Below are 15,357 nucleotides of genomic sequence, written 5' to 3' on the forward strand. Positions count from 1 at the left end.
ACGCTGGGCTCAGCCTTGGGTTCGAAACCAGGCCAGCGTATCGGCGACGGTCTCCGCCAGCGGCCGGTTGCGGTGGCCCAGCTCCGCGCGGGCCTTGGCACTCGAGATCGAGCGGTTGGCCTGGAGGACCTCGATGGACTCCCGGGTGATCTTGGGCTCGGTCCGGGTCAGCCGGGCCCAGGCCTTGACCGCGGGCACCCCCGCGAGGGCGACCCAGGGCGGCAGGACCAGGCGCGGCGCTCGGCGACCGCCGACGGCCTCCACGGTCCGGGCGATCTCGTGGAGGGAGTACCAGGCCCCGCCGACGATGTAGCGCTCGCCCTTGCGCCCGCGCTCGAGGTCCGCCGCGGCGATCAGGCTCGCGCACAGGTCCCGGGCGTCGACGCAGTCGAAGCCGCCGTCGAGCACCGCCGGCAAGCGCCCGCGGGCCAGGTCGCGCACGACCTCGCCCAGGCGCGAGGGGCCGTAGTCGTGGGGCCCGAGGATGCCCGAGGGGTTGACGATGACCGCGTCGAGGCCGGCCTCGACCCCGCGCAGGACCTCGCGCTCGCCGAGGGCCTTGCTGCGGTCGTAGGCCGGGTGCCCGGGCGAGTCGCCGATCTGCGGGCGGGCCTCGTCGAGCACCGCGTCGAGGGGCTCTTGGTCGTAGGCGTGCACGGAGCTGGCGTGGACCAGGCGCTCGACCGCGCGGTCGAGGCAGGCCTGGACGACGTTGGCCGTGCCCGCCACGTTGACGTCGTAGACGAGGCCCCCGCGGTCGCCGTCGATGGAGATGACCCCGGCGAGGTGGTAGACGCGGCGCGCCCCCGCGAAGGCCGAGCGCAGGCTGTCGAGCTCGGTGACGCTGCCGTGGGCGAGCTCGATCTTCCCTTCGAGCTCGGCCAGGGCGGCGCTGCTGCGGTGGACCACGGCGCGGACGGCCTGGCCCTCGGCCACGAGGGCGCGGACGAGGTTGGCCCCGAGGTGGCCGCTGGCTCCGGTCACGACGACGGTCATCGCCGGGACGCTAGAGCACCGCCCCCGCGAGCGGTGGTGGCCCAGGTCACAGCCTCAGCCCGCCTCGCCCGTGTCCGTCTCGTCTGCGCCCGTCTCGCCTGACTCGGGCTCCGGCTGTGGCTTCGCCAGGGCATCGAAGGGGCCGTCGTGAGCGACCATGGCCGCCAGCGCCGTCGCCAGGGCGTCGTGGTCCCAGTCGACGGCGTAGACCACCTTCGCCCCCTCGCGGACCCCGAGGCCGTACTCGTCGTAGCCCGAGAAGCGCCCGATCTCGATCTGCGCCGTCACGGCCCCGTCGCGGCGCCGGTAGGCGTGCTCGTAGATCACCGCCACGGCGACGCGCGCGTGGGCGTCGGCGCCCTCGAGCGCCCCTTCGTAGCCCGCGCGCTCGAGCTGACCCAGATCGACGAAGGCCCGCAGCCGCCCCGCCGACAGCTCGGTCTGCACGGTCCCCTCGGGCAAGCTCGGCAGCCGCGGCCCCCACTGCTCCGGCTCGACCCCGGGCGGCAGCGAGAAGGCCTCGAGCAGCCGCGTCCCCGCCTCGACCGCCACGGGCGGCGCGTCGAGGCGCCAGGCCGGCGTCCGCAGGCTCCCGTCCTCGGTGTCGCGCAGGTGCGCGCGGACCTTCGGCGCGATCGTGGCCGCGAGCTGATCGCCGACGGCGTCGAGGGCCCAGGCCGCCGGGTGGACGCCCAGGACCGAGGCGTTGGAGAAGGGCACGACCTCGAGGTGACGATCGAGGATGGCGTCGCCGACCTCGACGACCTCGACCCCCCGGGCCCGCGCGAGGGCGTGGAAGCGCTGGATCCTAGGCAGCACCGGCCGGAGCCCGTCGCGGTTGCGGATCATGTAGGGCGCGGTGTCGAGGATCAGCAGCAAGCTGTCCCAGCGCGCCGCGAGGGCGACCATGTCGTCGAGGACGGCCTGCATCTGCGCCTCGGTCGCGTCCTCGGCCAGGAAGATCGAGCTGTTCGTCTCGAACACGAGCACGTCCGGGCGCCCGCCCGCGTCGTAGAAGTTGGTCGCGAACTCGACCTGCTTGGTCGCCACGCCCCCGGGGAAGGTGCGCATGTAGGTGTCGAGGGCGACGCGATCGCGGGTCGAGAGCACGTGCTCGAGGCGCTCGGCCAGGCGCCGGCCCATGGAGTACTGGGTGTCGATGTCGGCCATGGCCAGCATCGAGGAGCCGAGCATCAGGACCTGGTAGGGGCCCTCGCGCGGGACCGGCTCGGCCCCCGCGTCGACGAAGCGATCGGGGGAGAAGCGGGCGAAGGTCCGCTCGCCCGCCGAGACCCCGAACAGGTCCCGGGGCTTGCCCGTGTCCACGCTGCTGATCTTCGCCACGCCGAGCAGCCCGTCGCCCATGCGGACCAGCCGAGAGCGGCCGCTCTCGAGGTAGTAGAGCGAGGCCGAGCTCGGATCGAGGGCCATGAAGCCCTCGTGGAAGGCGCTCGAGTAGCCCAGCGTGCCCTTGTTGTGGTGGTAGTAGCCCGTCGCCGCCACCCGCGGCTCGAGCCAGGGGTAGATCAAGCCCTCGTCGAGGTCGAGGTAGCGCAGGTGCACGCGCTCGGTGATCGGGTTGGCGTACTTGCCCTTTTGCCGGTGCGGGGTGCGGTCCTGGATCAACAAGCCGCCGTAGCGCTCGACGTAGATCAGCTCGACCACCTGGCTCAGGTGGACCTCGTCGACGCTGAAGGGGAAGTGCTTGCCCTTGATCTGGGGGAACACCCGGTCGGCCGTGTTCGCGTAGACGAGCTCGAGGGGGCTGGCGAGCTCGGCCTCGAAGGCGCGCACGGCCGCGGCGAGGTCGAGGCGCTCGGTCCGGCTCGCGCCCTGGGGAAGGCGCCAGATTCGACCGTCCTTGCCGGCGAGGTAGAGGTCCCCCGTGGGCGACAGGGCGAAGGCGCTCAAGGGCGCGCTGGAGTCCGTCTGGAGCAGGACCTGCGTCGCGCCCGGGCGCGGCCGGACCTTCGCGCTCGCGTCGGCCGCGGGCTCGAGGGCCTCGAGCCCCTCGACCTCGATGGCGATGAGCTGCTGCCGCTGGCCCCGGGAGCCCAGCGCGAACAAGCGCCCGTCGTGGGCCTTCATCGAGCGGGCGCGCACGCCTCCGGGCAAGCGGAGCAGGGTCTCGAGGCGGCCGTCGACCACCCGGCGCAGGACTCGACCGTCGTCGTCGCCGAAGTAGGCGGCGTCCCCGAGGATCGCCGGCGCCGCGGGCCGGTGCAGGAGCGGGCCCATGCCCAGGGGAGGCTCGGGCTCGAGCGCCTCGTTCCCCTCATGCCCCTCGAGGAGGCGCTCCCGGGCCCGCGCCCGCGCGGACACCTCGGGCTCGCCGGCGAGGGTCCGGACCACCCGCAGGTCGCCCCGGAGCTCGCGCAGGACGTGGTTCTCCGCGTCGGCGATCACCACCCACCGGCCCTCCGGCGCCACCGCCAGGCCGCGGACCCCTCGAAAGCGAGCCTGCCACGCCGCCCCGTCGGCGTAGCCCGTCTCGATGCGCGCGACCAAGCTGGTGCTGCCCCCGTCCCGCGCGATCAGGCTGCGCGGATCCGGGCTGCGCTCGAGGCCCACGCCGAGCTGGTGCAGGAGGTTGGTCGCCCACAGCCGGTTGCCCTCGGGGCGCAGGTGCACGTGGTCCCAAAACAGCTCCGAGGCGAACATCGGGTGGTCGAAGGGCAGCAGCTCCACGCCCTCGCCGTCGACGTCGACGAGGGCGTCCACGGCCGCGAGGTAGGCCCCCTGCTCGGCCTCGCTCAGGTGCGCGGCCCAAAACGCGTCCTCGACGGGGGTGGCCACGAACACCAGGTGACGACCGCGGGCCCGGCAGCGATCGGCGATGGCCCGGACGGCCGCGGCCTGCTCGGCCTCCGCCTCGACGGCCAGGTCGCCGTAGTGCACGCCCAGGCGCGCGAGGGCCTCGAGGCGATCGACCTCGCCCTCGCCCGCCTCGCTGGCCTCGGCCTCCGCCTCGACCGAGGGCTCGAGCCCGGCCCGGGCCCACGCGAAGCGCTCGCGGTGACGGTACACGGGGATCCACGGACGCAGCGCGCTCAGGGCCCGGTCGCGGCTACGCCCGATCGTCTCCAGGAGCCCGCCCTCCCCTGCTTCGCCCGCTCCTTCACCGCTCGACAGCTCCGCCAGGAAGGGCCGGCTGAACGCGCGCTGCTCGGCGTAGCTGGGCGAGAAGTGCCGCGGCGAGAGCTCGACGACCAGGCCGACCTCGCCCCCGGGGTCGCGCGCGTCGAGGGCCTCGACCACGGCGAGCATGTCTACCGGCAACATGCCGTCGAGGGCGACCTGATCGAAGGCCACGTCCTCGGTGAGCGCGGCCTCGCGGCGCAGGTAGTCGAGGATGCGGTGCTCGTCCCAGGTCGCCAGCTCGCGCTGGCCGGTGTCGCCGACCAGCACCGAGTCGCCGAGCAACAACCACCGCCGGCTGGCGTCGGCTTCGCTCAGCGCCGCGATGCGCCCGCGGACGTCCTCGGCCGAGTCGAGGCGCGGCGCCTCGACGGCCGGCCCCGCGCTGCCGGTCAGCAGCAGCTCGGCGAACAGCACCAGCGCGACCAGGCCCACGAGCAGCTGCCGCGGCCAGGGGGCGACCAGCTTGGGGTCGGCCGGCGCGTCGGCGTCCGTGGTGTCGCGTGCGTCCTGCATGAGCCAAGAGAGAAGTCAGAACTGAAAGTAGATGAACTGCGGCGCGACGTCCCGGGCCAGGAGCAGGGCGGCCACGGCCATGGCCGCGTAGACCACGATCGACAGCCCCGTGGACTGGTGCAGGCGCTCCATCGCCTCGCCCTCCCGGGCGAGGAAGGACGCGGCCAGCACGGCGTAGAAGAAGCACACCAGCGCGACCTCGACGCGGGCCATGCCCTCGGCGGGGATCCGGGCCATGGCGCGCAGCAAGGTCCCGGCGTCGGCGGCCGCCTCGATGCGAAACAGCAGCCAGCCGAGGATCACCAGGTGCAAGGTCAGCGCCCAGGCCAGCGCGGCCATCAGCCGGGGGTAGCGCTCGCGCAGGGCGACCACCGAGCGGCGGTCCCGAGACTGGTGGTAGCCCAGCAACAGGGCGCCGTGGAACAGGCCCCAGAGCACGAAGTTCCAGGCCGCGCCGTGCCACAGCCCCGACAAGAACATGGTCGCGCCGAGGTTGAAGAGCACCCGGGACTTGCCCGCGCGGCTGCCCCCGAGGGGCTTGTAGACGTAGTCGCGGAACCACTCCGAGAGCGAGATGTGCCAGCGCCGCCAAAAGTCCGAGGCGTTCGCGGCCAGGTAGGGCTGGTCGAAGTTCCACACCAGCTCGACACCGACGAGGCGCGCCGCGCCCTTGGCGATCTCCGAGTAGGCCGAGAAGTCGAAGTAGATCTGGAGCGTGAAGCAGTAGAGCGCGGCCAGAGCCGCCCCCCCGCTGGCCCCCTGCGGGTCGGCGAACACCGGGTCCACGGCCAGGGCCAGGTAGTCGGCGATCACTACCTTCTTGAACAGGCCGAACACGATCAGCCGGGTGCCCACGGCGAGGTCTTCGGCCGTGGCCCGGCGGCGCTCGAGGGCGGCGATCTGCGGCAGCAGCCGCCCGGCTCGCTCGATGGGACCGGCGATCAGCTGGGGGAAGAAGCTGACGTAGAGCAGGAAGCGCAGGGGCGAGCGCTCGGCCTTCAGCTCTCGACGGTAGACGTCGATGCTGTAGCTCATGGTCTGGAAGGTATAGAAGCTGATGCCCGGGGGCAGCACGACCTCGACCCAGCTGCCGGGCTCGACCAGGCCCGCGGCCGCGAGGTTGTCGAGGAAAAAGCCCTGGTACTTGAAGTAGCCGAGGATGCCGAGGTTGACGATCAAGCTAATGGCCAACAATAGCTTGCGGGCCCCCGCCCGCTCCTCGCCCTCGCTGCCGTCGAAGCGCTCGAGGCCCAGGCCGATGGCGTAGTCGGTCATCCCCGAGATGAGGATCAGCCCCGTCATCGGGACGCTCCACGCCGCGTAGAACACCATGCTGGCCAGGAGCAGCAGCCCCGCCCGCCCCTTGCCCGGCAACAGCCACACCGCCGGGACCACGAGGGCCAGCAGAAGCATGAACTCGATGGAGTCGAAGGTCACGGGGCTCGGGTGAGGACAAAGAGCGCAGGGGCTCGAGTGCGCCTGCGCTCATACCACGGGTATCGCTGCGTCCGCGGGCTCTGCCCCCGCGTGCCTGCGCTTCGTGCTACGAAAAGCCGTGGCCCCCGCCCTCGTCCTCGCCCTCGTCTTCGCCCCGCCGCCGGAGCCCGCGGACGCAGGGGCACCCGCCGAGCAGCTCAGCGTACCGCCGCCCCGACCCGTCGAACCCGAAACCGAGGTCGAGGTCGAGGTCGAGGTCGAAACCGAGGTCGAGGTCGAGGTCGAGGCCGACACCGCAGACAGCGAGCCCGCCCCCGAGCCCCCGGGCGACCCCACCTGGCAAGCCACCGGCTTCGTCGACGTCGCCTACGCGTTCAGCTCGAACTGGGCCGACAACCACGTCTACCGCGGCATGGTCACCAACCCCCGGCTGACCGAGCTGGGCGTCAACGCCATCGGGGCCTTCCTGCGCCACCCCCTGACCGAGCGCCAGCCGTGGTGGCTCGAGGTCGGCCTGCACGCGGGCGCCTCCGTCGACGCCCTGACCGCGGGCGAGCCCGTGGCCGGCGGCGAGGACGGGGCCTTCGCGGGCCGGGAAGTCTACAAGCACATCGCCCTGGCCAACGCGGGCTTTCGCGTGCGCCGGACCGGCACCTCCTTCGGCGCGGGCGTGTTCGAGGGGCCCCTGGGCATCGGCTCGTTCTGGACGATCAACAACGCCAACTACACGACCAGCTGGGAGAGCAACATCGTCCCCTACTACCTCTCGGGCGCGCGCTTTGGCCAGGACCTGCCCGCCAACTTCCACGTCGACGCCTGGGTCGTCAACGGCTTCCAGGCCTTCTCCGACGTCAACAACGTGCCCAGCGGCGTGCTGACCCTGAGCTGGTCGCGCCCCGACCCCGACCCCGCGCTCGGGCCCGCCGCCAGCAAGCGCACCGGCGTCGACGCGGGCACGGGGGTCTACTTTGGACCCGAGGGCCCCTCCCTCGAGCCCGAGGACTGGCTCGTCTACTGGGACACCTACCTGAGCTTCGACTTCGGCGAGCGCTTCCACCTCGCCGGGGTGTGGGACCTGGCCTTCGATCGCCCCGGCCGCGCCCGCGACGATCAGTCGATGTACACCGGCGGCGCCCTGTTCTTCAGCGCCACCGCCTACGAGCGCGAGGGCGTCGCCCGGCTGAACTTCGCCCTGCGCCCCGAGGCCTCGTGGGACCGAGACGGGCGCTTTTACGGCGTCGACCAGTGGCTGCTCTCGGGGACCGCGACGGGCAACCTGTGGCTGTGGGAGCACCTGCTCTTGCGCTTCGAATACCGCTACGACCACAGCACGGCGGCGGACGGCTTCTTCTTCCGCGAGACCGCGATCGCGCCCCAGGACAGCCCCCTGGCCATCAGCCAGCACACCGTATTCATGGCTCTAGCTGGGCGCTGGGACTTTTGGTTCGGCCGACCCCGCGATTAAGTCGTGGACATGGGGCAGGCTCGCCTGGGGTAGCATCGAGCCGTGGCCAAGACCCTCAAAGGCTTCGGGTGGTTTTTCCTCGTGCTCGCGGCGATGAGCGCGGCCTGCTCCCCCCTGGCCTTCGCCGACAACGAGTCGAGCGTGGCGATCACCTTCCTCGTGTTCGCCAGCTTCCTCGGCATCCCCGGCGCGGTGTTCATGTACCTCGGGCGCAAGCGGGCCCGCGAGGACCTCGAGCAGCAGATGATGGTCAGCTTCATCCGCACCCGGGACGCGTTCACCATCGACGAGCTCGCCGCCCACATCGGCAAGGCGCCAGGCGTCGCCGAGATCGCCCTGAGCCGCGACATCGCCCGCTTCCACCTGCCGCTGTTCATGCACCGCGCCACCGGCCGGTACATGCGCCTCGATCGCGTCCAGAAGCAGGCCCGCGTCGCCGAGCGCTGCCAGAGCTGCGGCGCCTCGATCGGCCACCAGATCGTGTTCGACGGTGAGCTGCTCAGCTGCCCCTACTGCGGCAGCACCGTCGAGACCCACGCCCCCCGGGCCGAGGAGCAGCGCTGGCAAGCCCCGGCCCAGGCCGGCCCCTGGGCCCAGACGCAGTGGTCGGGGCCGCCCGCTCCCCAGGCGCACGGCCACGCGCCAGCGCCCCACGACGCCCCCGGCCACGGCTACGCCCCGCCCCCCAACTGGAACCCCGGCGCCCCGCCGCCCGGCGCCCCGCCGCCCGGAGCCCCCCAAGCGCCCGGCGGCTGGGGAAAACCACCAGGTCACTAGCTCCGCTCGCGCGCGAGAGCGCCATCGCCCCTCCGACTCTGCGATGATGGTTCCGACATGTCCGAGGCGACCGATCCGATCACCGCCAGCGTCATGGACATGACCCACGGCGGCCCCGCCAAGGGCCTGTCCGTCACCCTGTCCAAGCAAGCCCGCAGCCGCTGGGAGGTCATCGGCCGCAACCGCACCGACTCCGAGGGTCGCGTCCACGGCCTGCTCGCCCCGGGCAACCTCGAGGTCGGGGTCTACCGGGTCCGCTTCGAGACCGCCGACTACTTTCGAGCCAAGGGCATCACCGGGTGCCTGCACCCGTGGATCGACGTCGTGGTCCAGGTGACCGACGCCAACGGCCACTACGGCGTCCCGCTGGCCGTGAGCCCCTTCGGCTACTCGACCCACTGCGGGCGCTGACCGCTGCTGACCATCGCAGCAGATTCAGGGCCAGGCCACGCGGGTGTGCCAGATCTCGACGTCTCGCTCGGGGTACTGGCCGCAAGTGGCGAACTCCACGAAGGAGCCGGCGCCCCCCAGGAGCTGGTCGTGGTAGGCCGCCGACTCGACGAAGAGCGCGGAGGGAGAGCCGAAGCCCTGGCCGCCGTCGGGGAGCTCGATGTCCAGGCTGTCCGCGGACGCCCAGTCGACGGGCCCGTCGAGGGCGTCGATCTCGACCGCGCGCAGATCGACGCCTCCGCCTGCCCCGGCGCTGCCGCGGACCAGGACCAGGGGACCCCCGGCCGGCGCGAGCCAGCGCGCCCGGTAGGTGTCCGGCACGATCGAGGCGGGCGTGTCGTGGTCGGCCCACGACGCCCCCGCCGGGCGATGGAAGTAGGCCGCCGCCCCGTGGGAGGTCCGCGCGAGCACGTGCGCGTCCCCGCTGCGGGGGTCCACCCACACGTCGTTGCTCGACACGATCTCGAAGGCCTCGTCGGCGCTGCGCAGCTCGTGGAGCGCCGGCAGCTCGCCGAACTCGAACTCGGCCACGCTCGCGTGGAGCTGGCCGTCGGGGTAGGCCCCCGTGTAGCCCTGGCCCACCGCGACGACGGAGTTGGGCCCCGCGAAGGCGGCGTGCACGTAGGCGAAGTCATTGTACTCGGACAGCTCGAGCACGAAAGGGCCGTTCCAGCCATCGCCAAAGTCCACGGTGTAGATCCACTCACCCGGCAGGCCATTGGGCCCGACCACGGTGAACCACACCAGCTTGGCGCCCGTCGGGGACAGCGCGGCGCCGACGTAATTCGAGGACGGCGGCGTCGCGTAGGGGCCACCAATCGAGATCGCATTGCAGGCGAAGTCGTCGAGCTCGGGATCCGCCGTGTCGAAGTAGCACTCCTCCAGCGCGTGCTGGTCGACGTTGACCGAGTAGGTGAAGATCGTCGTCCCGCGCAGCACGCTCGCCGAGTTTTGCTGCACGCGATCGCCGTGGTCCTGGGCCGCGACCTGCGTCCAGCCCTCGGGGTCTTCGCGGTAGTAGAGCACCTCGCGGTTGTGCTGAACGTCCTCCCCCGCGTCGACGGTGAACCACAGCGTGTCGTCGGGAGCGCGCATCAGCCCCCGCAAGTGTGGGCCCCAGCCACCAAACATGACGCCCTCATAGCGGCGGTTTTGATCGCTCAGCAGCGCCGTGAGCTGCTCGGGCACGAGCTCCGAGGCCGTGTCCGTCTCCTCCGCGTCGGTGCTCTCAGACTCGCCCTCGGTGGACGTCTCGGCGCCCTCCGAGCTCGACGACTCCGACTCCGACTCCGACTCGCTGTCCCCCGAACCCAAAGACGTGGAGGAAGAAGACGACGAGTCCGCCCCCTCGCTGCCTCCGCCGTCCTGCCCGAGCGCGTCGCCCCGCCCCGCCCCCTGCCCGACGCAAGCGAGGCCCGGCGCGAGCATGAGGCAGAGGACGACCCGCGCGAGCTGCACGCCTCGAGAGTACCGCGCCCAATTGAAGACGGGCGAAGCCCCCCGGTCCGAGGCGCCCGTGGTTTGAGGGGTCAAAAGGTTCGTCTACGGGGTGTGAGGGGGCTGGTGCCCCTCCGTCTCCCGAATGTCTCCAAGCCGGGGCCCGGCCTTGGGCTCAGCCGGCTTCAAGACCGGGGCCGGCTGCTCGAGCAGCGCGATCGCGGCCTCGGTCGCTCCCGGGGACAGGTGCATGTAGCGCTGCGTCGTCACCAGCGACGCGTGCCCCGCGAGCTGCTGGATCACCCGAGCTGCCGCCCCGCGCATGGCGAGGTGACTACAGAAGGTGTGCCGCAGCGTATGCGGCCCTCGACGGCGCAAGTTCGCGGCGTCCTGGGCCTTCTCCAACATCGTCCGCCCCGTCTGTCGCGAGGTCGGGATCTCCCGCCCCTCGGTTCCCCGGTACAGCACGCGCCTGTCTCAACGAGCGGACATACGCACCAAAGCGGGCCCTCGACCGGCTCACTGGACACGCCCCCCCTGCCGGAGACGGTAGCGCGTCGAGCTGGTCCGACCGACGCGCTCGACCACGCCGGATTCGATGAGCCGAGCGAGCGCGGCCTGGAGCTTCCAGCGCGGCCCGCCCACGAGGTCGCGCAACAAGCCCGAGCCTACCCAGCCCTCTCGGCTGTTCTCCGCGTGGACCCCAGCCCGGGCCTCTTCGAGGACCTCGCGCACGAAGGCGTCGAAGTCGGGGCCGACGGCGTGGGTGGCTGCTTCGAGGCGAGCAGCGTCGGCGCGGCTCACCGGAGCTCGCGCAGGTGGACGACCGCGCAGGATGACGACAGGATCCGCGAGGACAAACTCCCCGAGCTGCAAGTCGCGCAAGACCGGGGCGTAGCGCCCCTCGCCCTCGATGTGCTCGAGCAGCTGCCCCAGCGTCCAGCTTGGGTGGGCCCGCAGAGCCTGAACGACCGCGCGGCGCTCCACTTGATCGAGGAAAGGCGCGAGGATCGAAGCCAAGTGATGCGTCGCCACTTCTTAGTTTCATCAGGCGAAGGAGCTGGAAGTTTCAACAGGCCTGAAAATTCGATGAACGGGTATGGAGTGTTGCCTATCTCCCGCCCCATCCGATGTGCCGGGTTTCGACCAGAAGATGTGCTTTCGGCTTGACGCCCTCCCTTGGGATGGTGTGGTCCAGCAGGGAGGAGAGAGGCCACAACGCCCCCAGCGACCGCTTCGGTAGTCACCGGGCGCCGCCGCGGTACTGTCCGTGCATGGCGAACGTCGATGAACTGAGCGCCCACGATCTCTTGACCGAGAACCTCCGTCGACTGACCCAGCTCGGCGGGATCCCGTTGACGGTCGTCGCGGATCGAGCTGGCATTAATCGTCGAGAGTTGTTCGCGGTGATGGCCGGAGAGATTGACCCAGACCTCGACTGGCTCTGCCGACTCGCTGCCGGGGTGGGTGTCCCGCTGTCGACCTTGTTCCTCGAGCCCGAGCCTCAGCGCGACGAGCTGCACAGCTGAAGCTGCTCGACCCGACTCTCCTTTACGACCTTTCCGCTCCTCCCTGCCATATGACTGGTGAGGTTATTCGGGTGGGCAATCGTGAATCGTTTCAGTATGGGACGTACTGACGCCGGTCTCTCGACGTCATGACATTCAAGATACCGCTGCGACCAAAGCGCACGAGTCTCACTCGCGCCTGACCATCACTCGAGCCCGCTGAGAGCGGCGCTGAGACTCTACCGGTATGCTCACAGCCTGATCGTCATTTTTCGATGTCGCGAACCAAAAGGGAACGGAATTTTCAGAGTTCGGCACTCAGCTGAATCCAGGACTGAAGCGTGAACGAAAAATTCCAGCAGTAGCGTAAGAGTCACCGTCCGAGGCACTTCATATTCCACGTGCATTTCTGATCTTCATTGCTAGCTTGCACACCCAAGCATCGAGTCTCCCCCGACTCGCCGACAATCATGCCCAGCTACACGATCTCCGGCCGTGTGGTCGCGCAGGACGGCTCGCCCGTCGTCGCCGCGACCATCTCCCTCTTCGAGCGCTTTGACCTCACCACCGATCGCTCGGTGGGTTCTCCTGCCACCACGGACACCGACGGTAGATACACGATCGAGTGGACGGAGGCCGAGGCTCCTGCCTCCCCCTGGGACTTGTTCGTGGTGGCGGATGACGGCGACGAGACGGCCCAGTCAAGCCCGCTGTGCGACCTCGAGGACTCGGCGACGATCGACCTGGTCCTCGGCGAAGGCGCATACGTGGGCCAGAGCGAGTGGACCCGCCTGTTGGCCAAGCTCGCCCCGCTCTTGGGCGGGACCGGGCTCGAGAGCGTCCCCGCAGATCGCATCGAGTGGCTGTCCAAGCGGGCGGATGTCTCCCCGGTGCGCCTGGGTCAGGTGATCCAAGCGCACCGGCTCGCCGACGGACGCACGGTCCGAGCGGCGAGCTGCTACGCGTTCATGCGCGCCGGGCTCCCGGCGGACATGCCCGGCATGCTGCGCGCTGGCGAGGCTGCGTGGGAGTCGGCGCTGCGCGGGGCGTGGACGCGACAGGTCATCGATCTGCCTGGAGACGGCTCCGAGTCCGCGCAGACGACCGAGGTCGCGCGGGAGGTCGACGCGATGCGCGAGCTCCTCGTCGACGCGGCCCTCGACGCGAACGCGGGGACGAATCATCGCGCCTTGTTCGACACGGCGGGGCTGAGCGAGGCGGACCAGCGCACCTTCCACGAGGCCTGGCAGACCCACACCGGAGACTCGGCCAGCTTCTGGACGGGCCTGGAGCAGACCCTCGACGCGGGTCGAGCAGCGAGCTTTCAGTTCACGATCCGGGCGGCGTCGCTGGTCGCCAACCACGTCCCGACCCTCGCCGGGCTCCAGGCCGAGCGCGTCGCGGGGACCTTCTCGACGACCGTGGAGCTCGCGGCGTGGTCGTCGAGCGACTGGGACAGCTTCCTGGTCAACCGCGCGGTGAGCTTGCCCGCAGACCTGCCGGGAAGCGACGCCACCGAGCAGCGGCAGCGCTACGCCAAGAGCCTCGCGCGCGCAGTGGAGGACCGCTATCCGACCGCCTTTGTTCGTCACAGCCTCGTGCGCGACGCGGGGGCAAGCGCGGCTCCGGCCTCGTCCGAGCACGTGGCGACCTTCCTGGGAGACAACGCCAGCTTCGACCTGCTGCGCTCGACCCTCTCGGTGCACCTGGCCGAGAGCAGCGACCCTTGGCCCAACATCGCCCCGGCCGATCAGGACGCGGCCCGAGCCAACGTCGCGCGCTTGCAGCGAGTGTTCCGCTTGGCGCCTCGGATGGAGCGCTACGCGACCACCAAGGCGCTCCTCGACCAGGGCGTCTCCGCGGCGGCAGACGTCGTCGGCTACACCCGCGAGGAGTTCATCGGCCAGTTCGCCGCGGGCCTCCCGGGTGAGCTCCACGATCCGTCGTCGCTGGCCGCCAAGATCTGGGACAACGCGACGAAGATCCACGCGCTCACGATCGGCGCGGCCTCGCAGCTGGCCCTCGCCAACAGCCAGGCCGACTTTGCGCCGGTGACCATGGCGGGGAGCGACGCCTTCGCGGAGTCGACCTCCGGCCTCGCGGAGCTGAGCACGATCCTCGGCGAGCTCGACTACTGCGCCTGCGAGCACTGCCGCTCGGTGTTCAGCCCCGCCGCGTACCTGGCGGATCTGCTCCACTTCTTGAAGGGTCGCCCCGCCGAGGCAACGGCCCCCGTCGACAACGCCCTCGAGGCCCTCAGCGCGCGGCGGCCCGACATCGCGCGCATCCTCCTGGACTGCGCGAACACCCACACCCCGCTCCCCCATATCGACCTGGTCAACGAGCTGCTCGAGGCGACGCTGAGCCAAGCTCCGAGCCCGTGGAGCCCGTGGCACCAGACCACCTGGACGCAGGAGGAGCTGCGGGCCCACCCCGAGCACCTCGACGCGTCGGCCTACGACGGCGCGGCCGTGGTGGCGACGGCGGTCCACCCGTGGAGCCTGCCCTTTTCGCTGCCGACGGTCGAAGCGCGGGTCTACCTGAAGCACCTCGGGGTCGAGCGCCACTCGCTGCTCGAGCGCTTCGAGAAGGTCGCCCCCGACGAGGCCGCAACGCGGGCCCGGGCTGGCGAACGCTTGGGTCTTAGCGCGCTCGAGACCGAGATCGTCGCGGGGACTTACGCCGGCAACGCGTCCGCGGACGGCCGCGAGTATTGGGGCTTTAGCGCGGGCGCAGCCACCGACAGTTGGGTCACCGACCTGAGCAGCGACGTGGGCGAGCTCCTGCGACTGGGCGGCTATACCCTCGATGAGCTCCGCGCGCTGCTGGCCCTCGACTTCATCAACCCCGACGGGGCAGCGAAGCTCCAGTGGGCCGAGACCTGCTCCCTCGACGACGCGACGCTCGGCTCCCTGGACGCCGCGCTCCTCGATCGGCTGCATCGCTTCACCCGACTCCAGCGGCGCTGCGCGATCCCGGCGCGCATGCTCAACGTCCTGCTGGTCGACGCCTGCGGCCAGCTCCCTGGACGGCGCGGCGCTCTCGACCCTCGCGGACGCCGTCGTGCTGAAGGCCCGGCTGCGCCTCGACTGGGACGAGCTGGCGTGCTTTTGGTCCACGGTCATCGACGCGCGGGCCTACGAAGACGCCCGCGCGCTCTACGACCGCCGCGTGCGACCCAAAGGCGCGGAGGTCCACGACTCCTTCAACTCCGTGGGCGACGGGACGCTCCAAGGGGAAGGCCAGACCAACTTGGGCGCGCACCTCGAGGTCGTGCTGCCGGCCTTACAGCTGAGCGAGGCGGACTATCAGCGCCTCGTCGACTCTGAGCTTGCCGGCGACGCGCTGACCTTCGCCAACCTGACGGGGTTGCTGCGCTGCGCGTTGCTGGCGAAGGCGCTGCGGCTGAGCGTCGAGAAGCTCGTGACCCTCGCAGGCGTTAGCGCGGGGTTGCTGGCGAGCGATCCCTTCGCGTCGTCCGCGGAGACTCGGCGCTTCGTCGCCATGGTCGACGGCTTGCGGGCGAGCGGCGTGACGAGCGCGGAGCTCGATTGGCTGCTGCGGGACGTCGGCGAGGGCGTGGACCTCGGGCAGATCGGGCTGGACCTGGCGGTGCTCGGGCGCGGCCTGGCG

Annotated in this window: 11 protein-coding genes; 5 read left to right on the top strand and 6 right to left on the bottom strand. The window is 71.0% G+C overall.

From position 1 onward, the window contains the following. Positions 1-9: 9 nt before the first annotated feature. The 3 genes from PPSIR1_RS11025 to PPSIR1_RS11035 are packed head-to-tail and all read right to left on the bottom strand — an operon-like array spanning position 10 to position 6,087. Positions 10-996, bottom strand: coding sequence for an NAD-dependent epimerase/dehydratase family protein (locus PPSIR1_RS11025; RefSeq protein ID WP_006971126.1), 987 nt, complete (start codon positions 994-996; stop codon positions 10-12). A 54-nt stretch (positions 997-1,050) separates the two neighbouring features. After that, positions 1,051-4,650 carry a hypothetical protein gene (locus PPSIR1_RS11030; RefSeq protein WP_006971127.1) on the bottom strand — a complete coding sequence of 1,200 codons (3,600 nt, stop codon included), beginning with the start codon at positions 4,648-4,650 and terminating at the stop codon, positions 1,051-1,053. A gap of 15 nt (positions 4,651-4,665) precedes the next feature. Continuing rightward, positions 4,666-6,087 (bottom strand): MBOAT family O-acyltransferase, encoded by a 1,422-nt coding sequence (locus tag PPSIR1_RS11035; RefSeq protein ID WP_006971128.1) that lies wholly within the window; start codon positions 6,085-6,087, stop codon positions 4,666-4,668. Between the two features lie 118 nt (positions 6,088-6,205). On the opposite strand from PPSIR1_RS11035, the gene PPSIR1_RS11040 reads away from it, so the two are divergent. Genes PPSIR1_RS11040 through uraH form a run of 3 tightly spaced genes read left to right on the top strand, consistent with a single transcriptional unit; the run spans position 6,206 to position 8,740 of the window. Beyond that, the gene (locus PPSIR1_RS11040) at positions 6,206-7,552 is read left to right on the top strand and encodes an outer membrane beta-barrel protein (protein WP_006971129.1); all 1,347 of its coding nucleotides are present in this window, start codon (positions 6,206-6,208) and stop codon (positions 7,550-7,552) included. Positions 7,553-7,594: 42 nt separating this feature from the next. After that, positions 7,595-8,329 (top strand): TFIIB-type zinc ribbon-containing protein, encoded by a 735-nt coding sequence (locus PPSIR1_RS50735; protein ID WP_006971130.1) that lies wholly within the window; start codon positions 7,595-7,597, stop codon positions 8,327-8,329. A 57-nt stretch (positions 8,330-8,386) separates the two neighbouring features. After that, on the top strand, positions 8,387-8,740 hold the full coding sequence (gene uraH, locus PPSIR1_RS11050; protein ID WP_006971131.1) for a hydroxyisourate hydrolase: 354 nt from the start codon (positions 8,387-8,389) through the stop codon (positions 8,738-8,740). A gap of 24 nt (positions 8,741-8,764) precedes the next feature. On the opposite strand, the gene PPSIR1_RS11055 is transcribed toward uraH, so the two are convergent. The 3 genes from PPSIR1_RS11055 to PPSIR1_RS11065 form a co-directional block, all read right to left on the bottom strand. Next, positions 8,765-10,237, bottom strand: a complete 1,473-nt coding sequence (locus PPSIR1_RS11055; RefSeq protein WP_006971132.1) for a hypothetical protein — start codon at positions 10,235-10,237, stop codon at positions 8,765-8,767. Positions 10,238-10,321: 84 nt separating this feature from the next. Then, positions 10,322-10,684, bottom strand: coding sequence for a tyrosine-type recombinase/integrase (locus PPSIR1_RS11060; protein ID WP_006971133.1), 363 nt, complete (start codon positions 10,682-10,684; stop codon positions 10,322-10,324). 51 nt (positions 10,685-10,735) lie between these two features. Continuing rightward, on the bottom strand, positions 10,736-11,203 hold the full coding sequence (locus PPSIR1_RS11065; RefSeq protein WP_006971134.1) for a hypothetical protein: 468 nt from the start codon (positions 11,201-11,203) through the stop codon (positions 10,736-10,738). A gap of 287 nt (positions 11,204-11,490) precedes the next feature. On the opposite strand from PPSIR1_RS11065, the gene PPSIR1_RS11070 reads away from it, so the two are divergent. Then, on the top strand, positions 11,491-11,745 hold the full coding sequence (locus PPSIR1_RS11070; protein ID WP_086001225.1) for a helix-turn-helix domain-containing protein: 255 nt from the start codon (positions 11,491-11,493) through the stop codon (positions 11,743-11,745). A gap of 449 nt (positions 11,746-12,194) precedes the next feature. Then, positions 12,195-15,053: a Tc toxin subunit A gene (locus PPSIR1_RS11075; protein ID WP_006971136.1), complete on the top strand. Its 2,859-nt coding sequence runs from the start codon at positions 12,195-12,197 to the stop codon at positions 15,051-15,053. The last annotated feature ends 304 nt before the right edge of the window (positions 15,054-15,357 follow it).

This window comes from Plesiocystis pacifica SIR-1 (assembly GCF_000170895.1).
Classification (GTDB): domain Bacteria; phylum Myxococcota_A; class Polyangia; order Nannocystales; family Nannocystaceae; genus Plesiocystis; species Plesiocystis pacifica.